This window comes from Halpernia sp. (assembly GCF_048269545.1).
GTDB lineage: Bacteria > Bacteroidota > Bacteroidia > Flavobacteriales > Weeksellaceae > Halpernia.
On the sequence record NZ_JBLXIJ010000016.1, the window covers coordinates 1 to 16,575 of the forward strand.

Annotated in this window: 14 protein-coding genes; 9 read left to right on the forward strand and 5 right to left on the reverse strand. The window is 31.9% G+C overall.

What is annotated here, in order from left to right; translation table 11 throughout:
* The first annotated feature begins 566 nt into the window (after positions 1-566).
* Both ACN0WB_RS11425 and ACN0WB_RS11430 read left to right on the forward strand, forming a co-directional pair.
* Entirely contained in the window at positions 567-725 is a 159-nt protein-coding gene (locus ACN0WB_RS11425) for a hypothetical protein (protein ID WP_417431897.1), read from the forward strand.
* A gap of 123 nt (positions 726-848) precedes the next feature.
* Positions 849-1,220 carry a hypothetical protein gene (locus ACN0WB_RS11430; RefSeq protein ID WP_417431899.1) on the forward strand — a complete coding sequence of 124 codons (372 nt, stop codon included), beginning with the start codon at positions 849-851 and terminating at the stop codon, positions 1,218-1,220.
* Between the two features lie 126 nt (positions 1,221-1,346).
* Here ACN0WB_RS11430 and ACN0WB_RS11435 read toward each other — a convergent pair whose 3' ends face one another.
* On the reverse strand, positions 1,347-4,082 hold the full coding sequence (locus tag ACN0WB_RS11435) for a T9SS type A sorting domain-containing protein (RefSeq protein ID WP_417431901.1): 2,736 nt from the start codon (positions 4,080-4,082) through the stop codon (positions 1,347-1,349).
* Between the two features lie 408 nt (positions 4,083-4,490).
* On the opposite strand from ACN0WB_RS11435, the gene ACN0WB_RS11440 reads away from it, so the two are divergent.
* The 6 genes from ACN0WB_RS11440 to ACN0WB_RS11465 all read left to right on the forward strand — a co-directional run bounded on the left by ACN0WB_RS11440 (position 4,491) and on the right by ACN0WB_RS11465 (position 10,582).
* Positions 4,491-4,613 (forward strand): hypothetical protein, encoded by a 123-nt coding sequence (locus ACN0WB_RS11440; RefSeq protein ID WP_417431903.1) that lies wholly within the window; start codon positions 4,491-4,493, stop codon positions 4,611-4,613.
* A gap of 215 nt (positions 4,614-4,828) precedes the next feature.
* Positions 4,829-7,615, forward strand: a complete 2,787-nt coding sequence (acnA, locus tag ACN0WB_RS11445) for an aconitate hydratase AcnA (RefSeq protein ID WP_417431904.1) — start codon at positions 4,829-4,831, stop codon at positions 7,613-7,615.
* Positions 7,616-7,639: 24 nt separating this feature from the next.
* On the forward strand, positions 7,640-7,981 hold the full coding sequence (locus ACN0WB_RS11450; protein ID WP_417431906.1) for a carboxymuconolactone decarboxylase family protein: 342 nt from the start codon (positions 7,640-7,642) through the stop codon (positions 7,979-7,981).
* Complete coding sequence (locus ACN0WB_RS11455) at positions 7,953-8,447, forward strand: carboxymuconolactone decarboxylase family protein (RefSeq protein WP_417431908.1); 495 nt, start codon at positions 7,953-7,955, stop codon at positions 8,445-8,447. Before ACN0WB_RS11450 ends, ACN0WB_RS11455 begins: the two co-directional genes overlap by 29 nt.
* 305 nt (positions 8,448-8,752) lie before the next feature.
* Positions 8,753-9,466, forward strand: a complete 714-nt coding sequence (locus ACN0WB_RS11460) for an SDR family oxidoreductase (RefSeq protein ID WP_417431911.1) — start codon at positions 8,753-8,755, stop codon at positions 9,464-9,466.
* Between the two features lie 195 nt (positions 9,467-9,661).
* Positions 9,662-10,582 carry a diacylglycerol/lipid kinase family protein gene (locus tag ACN0WB_RS11465; protein WP_417431913.1) on the forward strand — a complete coding sequence of 307 codons (921 nt, stop codon included), beginning with the start codon at positions 9,662-9,664 and terminating at the stop codon, positions 10,580-10,582.
* Positions 10,583-10,642: 60 nt separating this feature from the next.
* On the opposite strand, the gene ACN0WB_RS11470 is transcribed toward ACN0WB_RS11465, so the two are convergent.
* Both ACN0WB_RS11470 and ACN0WB_RS11475 read right to left on the reverse strand, forming a co-directional pair.
* A complete protein-coding gene (locus ACN0WB_RS11470) occupies positions 10,643-11,566 on the reverse strand; it encodes a mechanosensitive ion channel family protein (protein WP_417431915.1) in 924 nt (307 codons plus the stop codon).
* A gap of 225 nt (positions 11,567-11,791) precedes the next feature.
* Entirely contained in the window at positions 11,792-12,175 is a 384-nt protein-coding gene (locus tag ACN0WB_RS11475; RefSeq protein ID WP_417431917.1) for a hypothetical protein, read from the reverse strand.
* Positions 12,176-12,294: 119 nt separating this feature from the next.
* Between ACN0WB_RS11475 and ACN0WB_RS11480 the strand changes: the two genes are divergently transcribed.
* Positions 12,295-12,969, forward strand: a complete 675-nt coding sequence (locus ACN0WB_RS11480) for an RNA polymerase sigma factor (RefSeq protein WP_417431919.1) — start codon at positions 12,295-12,297, stop codon at positions 12,967-12,969.
* 238 nt (positions 12,970-13,207) lie between these two features.
* Here the strand turns inward: ACN0WB_RS11480 and ACN0WB_RS11485 are convergent, their stop codons facing one another.
* Both ACN0WB_RS11485 and ACN0WB_RS11490 read right to left on the reverse strand, forming a co-directional pair.
* Positions 13,208-14,776, reverse strand: coding sequence for an NAD(P)/FAD-dependent oxidoreductase (locus ACN0WB_RS11485; RefSeq protein ID WP_417431921.1), 1,569 nt, complete (start codon positions 14,774-14,776; stop codon positions 13,208-13,210).
* A 126-nt stretch (positions 14,777-14,902) separates the two neighbouring features.
* Positions 14,903-16,381: a hypothetical protein gene (locus ACN0WB_RS11490; protein WP_417431923.1), complete on the reverse strand. Its 1,479-nt coding sequence runs from the start codon at positions 16,379-16,381 to the stop codon at positions 14,903-14,905.
* Between the last annotated feature and the right edge of the window lie 194 nt (positions 16,382-16,575).

The following is a 16,575-nucleotide window of genomic DNA, read 5'->3' on the forward strand; positions in this document are numbered from 1 at the left end:
TAATCTTTAAAGGTATTTCTAGTTCACCTCTGTCTTGTTTATTTAAAGGTATTAATTTTATAGAAGTAAAGTAAAGAAGGTATTTGTAAAAAAGCCCCGAATTTATTTTGTGAATAGGGGCTTTCTTCACAAATACCCGAACGTTATTAAAATTTTAAAATCCCCACAGTGTTTAGTGTGTAACTTCATAAATCATTTTCAGTCTTTTTAAAATTTAAATAATTCTTGCTAAAATCTCTAGCAATTTTCCACAATTTCAAAAAAATTAGTAAATAGTTTTACTAATTTTCGCACTTTTACTTCTTTGTAAAATCACAAATAAGTAATGAATTTAGAGCGCATATAAGAGAAACTGGAAATACTTGCGGATGCAAACTGAAAATGGCGAAAAATTAAACGAAAAAATTATTAAAAAACAAATCTTTAACTGAAATCATTTTAATTAAAATTCAATCTAAAAATATTGAAATCTAAATTTTTCAATATTTTTTTTATTTAGTCAAATATTTTCTACTTTTAATTAATGAAAATTTATTGCAATATCTATTAAAGTTCTAAGCAATTTATTGAAAACAATTTTAATTAAATTAAAAAAAAGGGAAGAAAATATTAAAAATGAAAACTTGGATGAATCTGAAATTATTGATATAAAAGAAGAAATAGAAAATAATGAAGTAGGAATTCAAAAAAAAAGGGAAGAAAAAAATCACAGAATATTTTTATGATTTTATGATGATGTTTCTTGCGGTAATATTGGGTTTTTTCTCACAAAGTATTTGAGACAAAATGTCTGACAAAAGCACCGCGCATAATTATTTAGAATCGTGTTGCCCGAATTGAGCAGTTTATTGTCATTTGGACAGGGAAATGCTGTAATTACTGTGAGTACATCCACTTATCAACAAATGGTAAATTCTGGAAGTATGCGTTATTTGGAAAATCAAAAATTAAAAGACAGCATCGCAACGTATAATGATTTGGTGAATAATTTAATTAATTATAACGACCGAATCTTAAATACAGAGGATAATAATTTTATAGATGTTGGAAAACTTATAGATGTTCATGATTTTTTTAGAAGTGATAAAATAAGATCTGGTGAAGATTATCAACCAAAAATGGATTCTTTTACGTTAAATGATGAGCAAAGAAGATATTTAATCAGTTATTTTAAAATATTCTCTGTTCAGTCCACCACAAATCATATTTCTGTAAAATAATTATTAACGACAAATACATCTCTCATTAAAATGATAAATGTAGAACTTAAGAAATAGAAAAAGCCGTTTCAAAATTTGAAACGGCTTCTTTTTTCCCAAAAGATTTATACTCTCAGTTGATTCTCATTAGTTTTTGATAATTTTCTTAGTTATTGATGTTCCGTTTTCTAATTGAATTTTTAAATAATAAACACCTGGATTGTAATTTGATAAATCAATCTGGGAATTATTAAATAAGCTATTTCTAACTTGAATTTGTTTTCCTGAAGCATCAAAAACTGAAATCAATTTTATATTTTTTGCACCAGAAAAATTGACAATATTTTTAGTTGGATTGGGAAATACATTTAAAGATTCTGCACTCACATCTTTGGTAGATAAAACAAAATCATTATTTCCTTTCCCAATTGCAAAATCTGAAAAAGAAGTGAGATTCTTATTTGCAACAGAAATTGTGGAACCATTTTGAGTTGCTAAATTATAATCTCCTAAAACCGCCCAATTGGAAGTACTATTATCTCTTTTTATAATTGTATAAACTCCAAGAGTCGCTCCTAAATTAGTAGAATTTTGTATTTTTAAAGTGGCATCATAACTTCCGCCAGTTGGTTGTTGATCTGGAACTATAGAAAACCAACCCCCATTTAATGCACTTGTAATTGTTGTTCCCCCATAATTAATGTTTGGAGTTGTTCCAGTAATCGCTCCATTGGTATATGTTGCGGTTAATTTATCTACACCAACTAAATTTTTTGCAGAAATAGTTGCTGTTTGATTTTTAGAAGAATTACCCAAAGGAAAATCGTATTCACCAGTTGGGTTTATTTTTCTTTCTATCGGTCCACCATAAACAAAATTAGTTGAATTTGCACCCGAAATTGCGTCTGCGCTGCGATCGTTAATTTTTAAAGTTTTATTATTTAAATTTAATTTTCCTGATACTAAAGTAATTTTAGGAATATTTAAATCATAATAAGAAGTCAGATCTGTGTTTAATAATATTGAATTAGTAAAAGAATTTCCATAGAAAAAATATGAAGCAGTTCCTGTGAAATTAACATTTCCACTTCCCTTCCATTCTTTAGAACTAAAACCTTGGAAAAATCCTGCATCTTTTAATACAATTGTTCCTTCGTTTTTAATACCGCCGGCTAAAGTAAGGGAATTAGGAATCGGTACAGAAACGCCGGATTTTACTTCCAAAGTTCCAGAAGTTGGTGAAGAAAAAGTTGTGGGATAATTTGCAGTGGCTTGATCGAACATTGCTTTTACGGAATTTGTAGGAACGCCATTTGACCAATTTGTAGCGGAATTCCAATCGGTAGAATTTCCCAACCAACTCGTAGAAGCTATTTTTGGAAAATTTTGAGATTTTGTTTGTACAACAGCAATGTCACTTCTTAAACTAGGTGACGTGGAATAAATGCCGTAAGCTGTGGTAAGATCTGGTGCAGCATTAAAACCTGTAAGCGTTACAGAGCCATAAGAAGTTGTAGGCAAAGTAAGTTGCGTATCACTATTTCTGAAATTGGATGTCATCGCGTAAGTATCGTTATAAGCCGTAATATATTCCGGTTGTGATCTAAATGCTTTGCCGCCAGTAATAAATTTTGAAAAATTCCAGTCTGTATCTGTTTCTATAATGACACTTGTTGCATTAACTGGATCTAAATTGTACAGATAATCGGTTCCCACTCCCACGGTTTCACCCTTAAAAAACTTAGTTGCAAATAATAGTTTTCCATTTGGCAATGCTAAAAATCTCAAACCATTTGTATCTAGTGCGTAAGGATTATCTTGGACTGAAGTAATATCTTTTGTTTTAATAAAATTAAAATCTTTATCAATTGCAATAATTCCCGAAAAATAATCCTTATAAGTTGGTCCAAGAGCAACCAACCAATGTGGTAAATTGTTAAAAGGCGCTGCATTTGCCTTAGTTTGTGCCCAATTAAAAGTAATTACTCCGGTTGATTTATTTACCTGATAATCATTTATAGATCCGTTAAAAGCCTGTGCTTTTACCACATTTCCTGAAGTATTTATTTTTAAAAATGTGCCATTAGTAGTAGTATTTGGAACAGCGTAAGAAACGCCATCAAACGTAAACCCTGAAGTTGAAGAAACGCATAAATAAATATTTTCATTATCATCAATAAATTGATCTCCAGAATAACCTGTTTGCACATTTCCGATGGAGTTTGGAACATTTAAAGCATCTTTCTTCCAAAGCAAATTACCTGAATTATCAAATTTAAAAAGAGGAAAATTTTGTTTGCCATCCGTATTTTGATTTGGATTCTGAGCCCATAAGAAAATATTTTTTTGGGGTGAAACGGACAATTTAAAAACACTTGAGGAGATATTTCCCTGCACATCAAAAGGAATAGTTTTGGCCCACAAAATATCACCTGTAGGATCAAATTTTGCCAAAAGAATTTTATTCAAACCATCAACAACAATTCCATGACCAAGGTCTGATGGAATTGCTGTATTTATAATTGCTCCAACGTAGAAATTACCTTCACTATCAGTAGTTACTTTATTAAAACCAAAAGGGATATTTTGATAAGTATGTGTTACCGTCGGAATTCCAGTTTGTGAATTTATTTTTCCAAAAAAATTTATTTTTCCTGGATAACTTCCAATAGCAGGAGCTGTGTAAGTTGTCCCACCAAAATAAACCGCCGCAGATGCTTCACCTGCAAAAGCAATTTCGGATCCATCTGCAGAATATTTCATATATCTAATATCCGCGCCGCCAAGACTTCCTGTATTGAAAGCCCAATCCCAACCGCCACCAATTTGTGCGTTTATATTGAGAAAAATTGAAACTAAAACTAAAAAAATAAATTTTTTCATAATGATTCTGTAATTAATTAAATTTAAAAACAAAAATATTTTATTTCTTATAATAAAAAAAATACGACAAATGACGTAATTTTTTAGGAGTTTAGAAGGAATTAAAATTTTGAAATTTTTGAGAAAAGTAAAATTATTTTTGAGATTTACAATTGCAATCAGTTTTTTATCAGCAGTTGCAGATCAATTTGGAATGTAGAGTAATGAAAATTCTGTTTGGGAAAATTGGGACAATTCCTTAAAATTTACCAAAAAATAAACTAGTGGTTTCTAACTTCTTTAATTTCAACAATTGCAAGTTTTGCAACAGGCGTAGAAATTATTTTTGCATTATTTCTAATCATTTTTTATAAAACGGAATTAATTGCAAAATCAATCGTAATTTTTCTTTAGGTTTTTGCAATCTCCATGACCATTTTCTACGGAAATAAAGGTGTTTTTGACTCTTCCGTTTTCACAGCATCTGCAGCTCCGTTTGCTTTAGATTTAAAAAAAGATAAATGTTTAAAAGTGAATCAAAGTTTTGAGTAAGAAAGAATTATAGTTTTTCAACTATAAAATTGTTTTAGACTTTACAAAATTCAATTTAATGGTTTTGCTTTCTTTAATTCCGTAACTTTGAAAGAAGCATAAATGAATTTCTAAAATTCTAATGTTTATAGCAATTTGATTCTGGAAATTCAATCATTTATAAGTTGTTCTAAAATTAAAAAGTGTTAATTACTTCACATTAAAAAATCAAAATTATGGAAAAAGATATTTTTCAGGTTAAAAAAAACCTGCAAACTAAAGATGGGAATTATTCTTATTATAGTCTCACCGAGTTGCAAAAGCAAGGTTATGAAATTGAGAAACTACCGTTTTCAATTCGGATTCTTCTAGAAAATGCACTCCGTAATTTTGATGACTTTTCAGTGACCAAAGAAAATATTGAAACATTATTAAATTGGAAACCAAAAGGAACAGATAAAGATATTCCTTTCAAACCTGCTCGCGTTTTGATGCAAGATTTTACTGGAGTTCCTGCTGTTGTGGATATTGCGGCGCTACGTGCAGAAGTGGCGAGAAAAGGGAAAAATCCAGATTCTATTAATCCACTTGTTCCTGTTGATTTAATTATTGACCATTCCGTTCAAGTCGATTATTTTGGGACGGAAGAATCTTATTCCAGAAATATAGATGAAGAATATCATCGCAATGAAGAACGATACCAATTTCTAAAATGGGCACAAAATTCTTTTGATAATTTCAGCGTAGTTCCGCCTGGAATGGGAATTTGTCATCAAATAAATTTAGAATATTTATCAAAAGGAGTCATCGAAAGAAACGGCGAAGTTTTTCCAGATACTGTTGTTGGGACCGATAGTCATACTCCGATGGTGAATGGAATTGGCGTTGTTGCATGGGGAGTTGGTGGAATTGAAGCAGAAGCTGCAATACTTGGACAACCACTTTATTTTATAATGCCCGAAGTAATTGGTTTAAAATTGAAAGGAAAACTTCCTTTGGGTTCCACCGCAACCGATTTGGTTTTAACTATAGCAAATATGCTCCGTAAATTTGGCGTAGTCGGGAAATTTGTAGAAGTTTTCGGTCCAGGTTTAGATCATCTTTCTGTTCCAGATCGTGCAACGATTGGAAATATGTCGCCGGAATTTGGTTGTACCATTACTTACTTCCCAATTGATGACAAAACTTTGGAATATATGCGAAAAAGCAATCGCTCCGAAGCACAAATTTCTTTAGTAGAAAATTATTGCAAAACCAATATGCTTTGGCGAGAAAATGAAGATAAAATAAATTATACGGATGTCTTGGAATTAGACATCTCAACCATCGAACCTACGGTTGCAGGACCAAAACGACCGCAAGATAAAATTCTTTTAAAAGATTTTAAAAATACATTTATTGATTTATTAGATTCGGGTTTCAACAGAAAATATATTTCTCAAGAAGACCGAGAAATTGAGAAATCCATCACCAGATTTGATAATGAAGGCGGTGATTTAATAATACCAGAAGGTGATGCCATAGTTTATGCGGAAGAAATTGAAGGAAAAAATAAAAATGGATTTCAAACCGTTTGGATTACTCGTGGTGATGAAAAATTTATGCTTTCTGACGGTGCAGTTGCAATTGCTGCCATTACTTCTTGCACCAATACTTCCAATCCTTTTGTGATGATTGGAGCGGGATTAGTTGCGAGAAAAGCCAGAGAACACGGCATTGACGTAAAACCTTGGGTAAAAACTTCACTCGCTCCAGGTTCAAAAGTGGTAACCGATTATTTGGAAAAAGCAGATTTAATGAAAGACTTAGAAGCACTTCAATTCCATTTGGTTGGTTATGGCTGTACATCTTGCATCGGAAATTCTGGACCATTATTACCAAAAATTGCAAAAGCAGTGGACGATTATCAGTTGATTGTATCTTCAGTTCTTTCTGGAAACCGAAATTTTGAAGCTAGAATTCACCCACAAGTAAAAATGAATTTCTTGATGTCGCCGATGTTGGTGGTTGCTTATGCCATTGCTGGTCGCGTTGATATTGATTTAATCAATGAACCTTTGAGTTATGATTCCAACCAAGAACCTGTTTTCCTAAAAGATATTTGGCCAACTGATGATGAAATTAATGAAATTTTAAGTCGCGTTTTATCGCCAAAAGATTTTGCGAAAAACTACGGAGAAATTTTTGACGGCAATGAAATTTGGAGAAATCTCGTAGTTCCGACCGGAAAATTATACGAATGGAATAAAGATTCTACTTACATCAAAGAAATTCCATTCTTCCACAATATTTCAGTGCAACCAGAACCTTTATCAGATATTCAAAATGCAAGAGCATTGTTGGTTTTGGGCGATAGTGTAACAACCGATCACATTTCTCCTGCAGGTGGATTTAATGAATTTTCTTCAGCAGGAAAATATTTAATAGAACGCGGCGTGAAAAAAGAAGATTTCAATTCTTACGGATCTCGTCGTGGAAATGATGAAGTGATGGTTCGTGGAACTTTTGCCAATGTGAGAATTAAAAATAAATTGACCCAAAAAGAAGGCGGTTACACTTCGTTTTTACCAACTGACGAAGAAATGTCGGTTTATGATGCAGCCGTAAAATACAAAGAAACGCAAACGCCATTAATCGTTTTAACAGGAAAAGAATACGGAAGTGGTTCTTCACGAGATTGGGCAGCAAAAGGAACGTTTTTATTAGGGATAAAAGCAGTTTTAGCAGAAAGTTACGAGCGAATTCACCGAAGCAATTTGATTGGATTAGGCGTTTTACCACTTCAATATAAAGATGGCGAAACCGCAGAAAGTTTGGGTTTAACTGGAAAAGAATTTTTCACAATCACTGGAATTGCAAATGGCATCAAACCTTTAAAAGAAATCCAAATCAATGCAAAAAATGATGATGGAAAAGAAATTAAATTCAGCGTGATTGCACGTTTAGATTCCCTAATAGAAATCGAATATTACAAAAATGGCGGGATTCTTCAATATGTGTTGCGACAATTCTTAGAAAAATAAAATAATTAATTAAAATATTAGATAATGGAAAATCAAGATTTATATCCAATTTCTACGAAAGAATTGGCAGAAAAAAAAGCGGCTTTAGCACCGAAAAATATAGAAGCGTGGCGTAATTTCAGCAAAACTGTTTTCGAAGCAGGTGCAATTGATGAAAAAACAAAACAATTGATCGCCGTTGCAGTGGCGCACGTAACGCAATGTCCATACTGCATCAGAGCGCATTCTAAACAAGCATTACGAAAAGGCGCAACCAAAGAAGAAGTGATGGAAGCGATTTGGATTGCCGCAGAAATGCGTGCAGGAGCGGCTTATGCACACGCAACAATTGCGATGGATGAAATGGAGAAAACGAAAACTCATTAATTATTTAATTAAAATGGAACAAAGATTAGATTATTTTAAAATCGCACCAGAAGGATTGAAAGGAATGTTGGAATTGGAGAAATACGTTTCCAGTTCTGGATTGGATAAAACCATATTTGAATTGGTAAAAACAAGAGCCTCGCAAATCAACGGATGCGCTTATTGTTTGGATATGCACACCAAAGACGCACGAAAAGCCGAAGAAACCGAGCAACGTTTGTACGCTTTGAGCGCTTGGAAAGAAACCCCATTTTACACGGAAAAAGAACGCGCCGCTTTGGAATGGACGGAAGCATTGACTTTAATTTCAGAAAATGAAGTTCCCGATTCTTTGTACAATTCGGTTCGAGAATATTTTGAAGAAAAAGAGTTGGTTGCTTTAACGATGGCAATTGTGGCGATTAATGGTTGGAATCGTTTGGCGATTGCGTTTCGAACTGTTCCAGGTTCTTACGAAGCGAAATAAGAAAATCTTTTTTTTACCTTAAGAGAGACAAAAGTATTATTCATAAAAATAGGAAATCAAAAGATTGCAAAAAGTAAATGTTTATTCATATACATTTTGCAATCTTTTGAAATACTTAAAACGTCATATATTCTTTTATTTCTTTGCGATAAAAATCTTTTATTAAGGATTAAAATAGTATTTAAAAAGCACAATGTTTATCCACATACATTTTGCAATCTTTTGGATTACTTAAAACATCCTATTTTCTTTTGCCACTTTTGCGGTATAATCTTTTCCTCTGCATTAAAAATAATATTTGAAAAATGAAAATAAGTAAAAAAATAGCCATCATTACCGGAGCAAGTAGCGGTTTGGGAGCGGCTTTTGCGCAAGCATTGGTAGAAAAAAACGCTTTCGTTTATGGACTTGCAAGAAATTTAGAAAAACTAAATGCGCTCCAAGAAAAGTTGGGTGAAAATTTTATAGCTGTGAAAATGGATATTACCGACCAAAAAGCAATTGCGGATTGGATGCAAAAAACATTTTCAGAAAATCATTCGCCAGATATTCTCATTAATAATGCAGGTTCGGGTTATTTCAGTAAGATTGATGAACTTCCTTTAGAGAAATGGCACGAAATGATTAACACCAATTTGAACGGCGTTTTCTATCTCACTTCGGCTGTAGTTCCTTTAATGAAGCAGAATCTCACCTTTAAACACATCATCAATATCGGTTCTATTTTGGGCAAAGTTTCCCGCTCAGAAAGTGCGGCTTATTGTGCCACAAAATACGGAATGCAAGGATTTAGCGAGGCATTATTTAAGGAACTTCGCTCTTTCAATATCAAAGTAACCTGTGTAAATCCTGGAAGTATTGACACTCATTTTTTCGCAGAATCTGGCATAGAATCTCACCACAATATGTTGCAACCCAAAGATATTGCAGATTTAATCGTCTATCTTTTAGAAACCCCCGATAATTTTTTGATTGATGAAATTACTTTAAGACCTTTGAATCCGAAGGTTTCGGAGTGAGGAATTGTTTATTTTTGGTTTCGGAATGTTGGATTAATTTTGTTGGTGAATCCTTTATTCAGAATTAGTAATCGGTGACTCAAAATCGCAAATTTAAAAGCCGTCATTAAAAATTAAAAAAACTTTGTCAAAGTTACTATTATTTCGCTTTAAACTTTGACAAAGTGAAAGTTGAATTTTTCGAAATTTAAAAAAATGCCAAACACAAAAATCACTTTCATCATCCACGCAAAATTACGTGGAATTTCTTCGCTCAAATCAGAGATTGAAGCCACATTTTCAAATGGTTATGAAATCAAGTTTAAAAGCACAAACAAAACTTTCGGTGCAAAAGATTCTGCGATTGAAGCCATTGAAGAAAACGCGGAAATCATCGTCATTTGTGGCGGCGATGGAAGCATTAATGAAACTGTAAATGGCTTTTTAGAAACCGAGAATTCTCACGCCATCAATTTTGGCGTTTTACCTTTGGGAACGGGAAATGATTTTTCGAGATCTTTGAGTGTGAAAAATAATTTGCAAGAGTTGAAATCATTGATTGAGCAAAGAAAAACCATCGATGTTTCAGTTTTTAAAATGAATTTTATCGATAAAAAGCAAAACGAAAACAGCAGATATTTTGTCAATATTTCAGACATCGGTTTGGGCGGATTTGTAGTAAAAAAAGTGAGTCACAGTTCTAAAATTTTAGGCGGAAACATCACTTATTTTTTAGCGATTATTTTTTCCTTTTTACAATATAAAAAGCAAGCGGTGCAACTGAAAAGTGATACCTTTAATTGGGAAGGAAATATGATGAGTTTGTGTATGGCAAATGGAAAATATTTTGGCAGCGGAATGTGCATTGCTCCAGATGCAAATATTTGCGATGACCGATTGCAATTGACTATTTTGGGAAATGTAAGTTTGTGGGATTACATAAAAAATTTAAATAAAATCCGGAAAGGACAAAAAATAAAACATAAAGAAATATTTTACACTTCTGTAAATAATTGCAAAATTACTTCAAAAGAAAATCCTTGTCCGATTGATATGGATGGAGAATTTATTGGTTTCACGCCGTTGGAAGTTAATTTAGCGGAAAGAAAAATAAGTTTTTATGGTATTGGGAAATAAGTTTAAATAAGATTAAAAAATCAATTTTGATAGAAAAAATATTTAATTAAAATCACAGAATTATCGCAAATTTCCTTCTGGAAATTTCACTTTTTCTGGTGCTTTATTCAATAAAGACAAAGCGTATTTTAAAATTCTATTTCTACGACCAGTTGTATCTTTCGGTTCCACCGGATAAGAAATTACCGCTTCCATCCAAGCAAATTTATTATTTCTAAAATAAACCGTCGCTTCTAAATTTTTATAATTTTCACTCACAAATTGTGGATATTTTTCTTTAAAATCTTTTTGTGTTGCTTCTAACAAACAATTTTCAACAAATTGTAAATCACTTGTGAAAGCAATTTGAACTGGAGTTTCATTCCAAATAAATGGAATTTCTGGACCAGAATAATTAATAATTTCTTCTCTTAAAATTAAACTATTCGGAAATCTAATAATTCTTCCACTCAATCTGTCATTTCCCAAATAATCACCGCTACATTCTAAAATTGAAGTATCTAAATAATTAATTTCTACCACATCTCCGCGAAAACCTTTTATTTGAATCCGATCTCCAACCAAATAAGAACGTCGGAAAACTAAATAAATCCAGGCGATAAATGATGCAATTGGCGCTTGCAAAGCAAAACCCAAAACCAAGGAAATTAAACCAAAACTTACTGCAGCGGCGTACAAATTTTGAAATAAAAAGGAAGCAACCACAATCAAACTAAACACAATTGCGAGAAATCTTACAATGCGCAAAAGATTGTATCTATCGCCTTCGATGTGGTTTTGAGAATTGATTAATCTTACAATAAATTTACTAATCAGAAAAATAATACAAATTGAAAACAAACTCAAACTCAGTTTTTTCATAAAAGGAATATATTTCTCCCAATCTTCAAAAATCTTCAAGTTTAATAAATAATATACGGTGATTAAAACCACCGCAACGATACTATAAATTGCAATCCATTTCTTATTATTATGATTTTCCATAGAGTTTAAATTCTAACTTGATTTAATTAAAAAAATTTTAAAACTTTTGTAACTAATTTTAAGCCTTAAAAGATAAGTAAAATTGAATAATATGACAAAAACTAAATTGTAATGTGAAATTTTAGAATAAAAATTGCCATATTAAAAAAAATCACACAACAAAACAGAGTCCATTGTGTGATTTACTAATATAAAAAAAATTGTGTTTTCTAAAAAATAATAAACTTAAGCAGCTACTTTACTAAAATCATTTGTCCACAAAGTGGCTAAACAAAAAGCGCCAATTGCCATTACCAAATCTCTCACTGCAACATCTACATAAGTCCAGCTGAAAATTAAAGTTAATGCAATTGCAACCAACCAAGCTGAAACTATATAAGCGCCGATTTTAGTTTTTGTTAAAACAATTACACCTGCAATAATTTCTATGACACCTACAACCATCATAAAAGAAGATTCTGACATTGGAAGAATTGACGCCATTCCATCAGAAATATAATGCGTCCAATCGGTTAAAATATTGGTGAATTTGTCTAAACCTGCTACAATTGGAACGATACCAAAAGTATATTTTAAAATGTTTTTTACTAATTGAAGATTGGTTTCCATAATTTAATTTTAATTTGTTTATAAATTTGTTACATTCGTTTGATACGATATTTTAAAAAAGGATACAAAATTTTGTAACTTTTTTCTCTCTTCTCTATCTAATTTAAAAGAAAGCAATTATGGAAGCGATAAAAATTAATGATTTTAATAATCATAAAATCACAGATAGTGAAATAATAAGACGAATTTTGAGCGGTGAAAAGGAGCTATTTGAAATGTTGGTTCGCAGAAATAATCAAAAATTATATCGTGTCATAAGAAGTTATATAAAAGATGAAGCTGAAATAGAAGACATAATGCAGGATTCTTATGTGAAAGCTTTTACGAAATTATATCAATTTAAATTAGAATCTACATTTTCAACTTGGCTTATTCGTATTGGAATAAATCAATCTTTAACACGACTCCGAGAACTCGGAAAATTGCATCATCTTAATGAACGAGACGAAAACGAAACCACCAATTCCATCTTAGAAATCCCAGATTCCAAACAATTAAATCCACAGGATAAAATGATTCGCAACGAAACCAAACTCTTATTAGAAAACGCTATTGACAGTTTAGATTCAAAATATAAAATTATTTATATGATGAAAGAAGTGGAAGAAATGAGTTTAAAAGAAATTTCCGTCGCCTTAGATATTACACTTGCCAATGTAAAAGTGCGTCTGCACCGCGCAAAAGAAATGCTAAAAACAAAGCTTTACGAAACTGCAAATGATAAAAATATTTTTGAATTCGGTTTCAGCAGATGCGATAGAATTACAGAAAATGTGATGAAAAGAATTGGTTAAAATTCATTTTATTTTATTTAAATTTAATTGTCTAAATAAAATTTATGGAAACCATTTTCTGGATTTGCATGAAAGTCATGCAATTAATGAGCAAAGCTGTGGGAATTTCTTAACAACAATTAAATGTCAATTTATTTGTAGTTCTTCATCCTGCAATCACATTTTTTCTATTTTATCTCTATCGAAAATATAAAAGATTGTATTTGAAAACTTTAGAAAAATAAATAATTTAAATTTATTATTTCGTTTTATTAATTTCGATTTTTTTTAAAATTGCATCTACACAATTAATTCCATCAATTGCCGCAGAAATAATTCCTCCTGCGTAACCTGCGCCTTCGCCGCACGGATAAAGTCCAGAAATTTCAACGTGTTCCAAAGTTTGTACGTTTCTGGGAATGGAAATCGGCGAAGAAGTTCTACTTTCTGGCGCGTGCAAAACTGCTTCATTTGTATAAAATCCTTTCATATTTTTCCCGTATTCTACGAAAGCTTTTTTTAATCTTTTTGAAATTAATTTTGGTAAAACTTCGGATAAATTTAAAGAAGTAATTCCTGGTAAATAAGACGTTTTCGGGAAATCTTGTGAAATTTTTCCTTCCACAAAATCTACCATTCTTTGCGCCGGAACTTTTTGCGTTTTTCCAGCTGCTTCCCAACAATCCCGTTCTACTTTTTTCTGAAAATCCAAACAAACAAACGGATTATTTTTTTCAAAATTGGGCAAATCTTCTGCTTTTACACTGACTACAATTCCAGAATTTGCGAACGGATTATTTCGTTTACTTGGACTCCATCCGTTTGTTACCACTTCTTCTTGCGCAGTTGCACACGGCGCAATAATTCCGCCGGGACACATACAAAAAGAATAAACGCCCATTTCATCAATTTGTTCCACGAGAGAATAAGAAGCAGGCGGTAAATTTGGATTTTCACCATCTTTTTGATACTGAATTTTATTGATTAATTCTTGCGGATGTTCCACACGAACTCCCAACGCAAAAGGTTTTGCTTCAATTTTTATTTTTTTTGAATGCAATAAATAAAAAATATCACGCGCCGAATGTCCTGTTGCTAAAATTAGATTTTCACAATCAAACCATTTTTCTTCATTAATTTGAATTCCAACAACTGCATTATTTTCAATTTTAAAATCTGTGAGTTTGCTATCAAAATGAATTTCGCCACCCGAATTTAAAATTTCTCCTCGCATGGCGATGATAATTTGCGGCAATTTATTGGTTCCAATATGTGGATGCGCATCAATTAGAATATCTGAATCTGCCCCAAAATGAACAAACCATTCTAAAGCTTTCAAAACATTTCCGCGTTTTTTGGAGCGTGTGTAAAGTTTTCCATCGCTGTAAGTTCCAGCGCCGCCTTCACCAAAACAATAATTAGATTCTGGATTGACGATGTGTTCTTTATTAATTTTTGCTAAATCTCTTCTTCTTTCTCGAACTTCTTTTCCACGTTCAAAAACGATAGGTTTTAATCCGGCTTCAATCGCGCGCAAAGCTGAATAATATCCAGCTGGTCCAGCTCCAATTATAAAAATTTCAGTTTTATTTTTTACAATTTGCGGAATAAATGACGGAATAATTTCACGCTTCTCTCCTATTTTCCAAAATTCAATTTGTAAATTAATTTTCACATAAGATTGTCGTGCGTCAATTGAGCGCTTTCGAATTCGCCAATCGCTAATTTCACTTTCACGGAAATTGGCCTTTTTTAATGCCGATTTTAAAATGAAAGTTTGGTCTTCCAACTGATCGGGTGAAACTGCAATTTGAACGAGTGTGCTCATATTTGCAAAGATACCTTAAATATGATTTTTTTCAATTAAAAAACATCAATTATAGCTAAAACAATTCTATACAAAAAATCAGTCACTAAGAATAACTTAATGACTGATTTTTTTAATAAAATATGTTTATTTAGCGATTAGATTTAGAGAAAGTGTTTGCATATTTCCTGCATTAGAATAACGTTCAGCCCAAACTTCTACATAATCATCTTTCTTTAACTCTACAGTACCTACAATGGGTAAAGCTAAAATCCCTGCACTGGTAAAAAAACCCGTTGCACCACGGCCATATACTTTTGTTTCAGTAAGTACAACTCCATTTTTTGCGATGTATAAAATTAATGTCAAATCATCTGTTGCTTGATAAGATACGGATGCGGCGACTTGAAAATATCTTTTTTTATTTCCTCGATAAGTAATTCTATTATCTCCATCTTTGGTAAAACGAAACAAGTTATTAGAAGTTGTGGTGCCATTAACTTTAACTCGGCTTCCCGAACCTGTTCCACTAAAAGTTGTTAAAATACCACTACCTACCGCTGCATTTAAATTAATATCACCTGTTGCAATATCATCACTTTCTCGTGGGATTCCAGGAGCATTAACACTCCAAACATTACTGAAATTATAACCAGGATAAGTTAATGCTGCTGCATAACCTTTAATAATTCCTGTGGGAGAGGAAGTTGTTCCAGAAAAAACAGTTCCTTCTAAAATTCCAGTTCCTACATTTAATCCAGTCGTACTTACATCCAACGCAATATCTGAACCATCTACTGTACTAAAACCACTCCCTTTTTCAATTAAACCAAAGGAACCTGTAAATTTTTCAAAAGTTCCAGAGTTACTAGCTAACCAAGCTTGGTTACTCAAAAGTAAATTTCCTATATTTGAATATGTAAGTCCATTCGCATTCCCTACAAACTGATTAATGTTTCCAAAATATAGTCCAAAACCTGAAATATTACCAACTGCAGTTGTCATTCCCAAAGTGATTGTGTTTTGAACTAATAAAGAAGAATTGCTGGAAATTCCTGGACCAACAATATCAAAAGCTTTAGCACCAATTAAAGTTATATTTCTAATGCTTCCGCCTGTATTTCCTTTAAATATTGTACCAGTAGGAAAAGATAAAATATCCTCATTTGCATCTAATCCAGAAATATAAGCATCATTTAAGTCAATGGATTTTGCAAGATCAATCTTACCATTAATTTCATAATAAGTGTTACTATCTAATTTATATGAATTTCCACCTCCTGCTAATAATTCGGGTGCAAAATCTGATTCAGTTTTTATTAGTCTATAATTTTTTCTTCCATCTACCAAATCACTACTAATTTTTACCCATGCAGAAGTTGCTGTGTTATAATAGAAGAATGCTTTAATATCAGTGTCAAAAACTAATAAACTTTCAGCTGGATTTACTATTGAATTTCTTTGAGCCGTAGTCATACGTGGGGCAAGAAAACCTTTCGGAGAGTCGGTTTTAAATTGTACATCAAGCGATGCAGAAGCATCTGGAGAAGAGGTGTTAATACCAACTTGCGCTTGTAAAAATGAAGAAAAGAATATAATGAAGTATAAGATTTTAAAATGTTTCATAAAATATTTTGTTTAATTTATATCTGATAACCTCAAAAGAAATTTTATAGATTATTTTGACATAATTATTTTTTTTTATTAATTCTACAAAATTATAAAATTAATTTATAACTCAGATATTATAATCGACAGTTTAGTTAAGTGTTGCCTTAATTAACTTATACATAGTTAATCCGTGCATTTCAATTAGATAC

Excerpts from the sequence above, each read along its gene's own strand:
- ACN0WB_RS11435 (WP_417431901.1), bottom strand. The coding sequence starts at position 4,082 with ATGAAAAAATTTATTTTTTTAGTTTTAGTTTCAATTTTTCTCAATATA.
- ACN0WB_RS11440 (WP_417431903.1), top strand. The coding sequence starts at position 4,491 with ATGACCATTTTCTACGGAAATAAAGGTGTTTTTGACTCTTCCGTTTTC.
- acnA (WP_417431904.1), top strand. The coding sequence starts at position 4,829 with ATGGAAAAAGATATTTTTCAGGTTAAAAAAAACCTGCAAACTAAAGAT.
- ACN0WB_RS11450 (WP_417431906.1), top strand. The coding sequence starts at position 7,640 with ATGGAAAATCAAGATTTATATCCAATTTCTACGAAAGAATTGGCAGAA.
- ACN0WB_RS11455 (WP_417431908.1), top strand. The coding sequence starts at position 7,953 with ATGAAATGGAGAAAACGAAAACTCATTAATTATTTAATTAAAATGGAA.
- ACN0WB_RS11460 (WP_417431911.1), top strand. The coding sequence starts at position 8,753 with ATGAAAATAAGTAAAAAAATAGCCATCATTACCGGAGCAAGTAGCGGT.
- ACN0WB_RS11465 (WP_417431913.1), top strand. The coding sequence starts at position 9,662 with ATGCCAAACACAAAAATCACTTTCATCATCCACGCAAAATTACGTGGA.
- ACN0WB_RS11470 (WP_417431915.1), bottom strand. The coding sequence starts at position 11,566 with ATGGAAAATCATAATAATAAGAAATGGATTGCAATTTATAGTATCGTT.
- ACN0WB_RS11475 (WP_417431917.1), bottom strand. The coding sequence starts at position 12,175 with ATGGAAACCAATCTTCAATTAGTAAAAAACATTTTAAAATATACTTTT.
- ACN0WB_RS11480 (WP_417431919.1), top strand. The coding sequence starts at position 12,295 with ATGGAAGCGATAAAAATTAATGATTTTAATAATCATAAAATCACAGAT.
- ACN0WB_RS11485 (WP_417431921.1), bottom strand. The coding sequence starts at position 14,776 with ATGAGCACACTCGTTCAAATTGCAGTTTCACCCGATCAGTTGGAAGAC.
- ACN0WB_RS11490 (WP_417431923.1), bottom strand. The coding sequence starts at position 16,381 with ATGAAACATTTTAAAATCTTATACTTCATTATATTCTTTTCTTCATTT.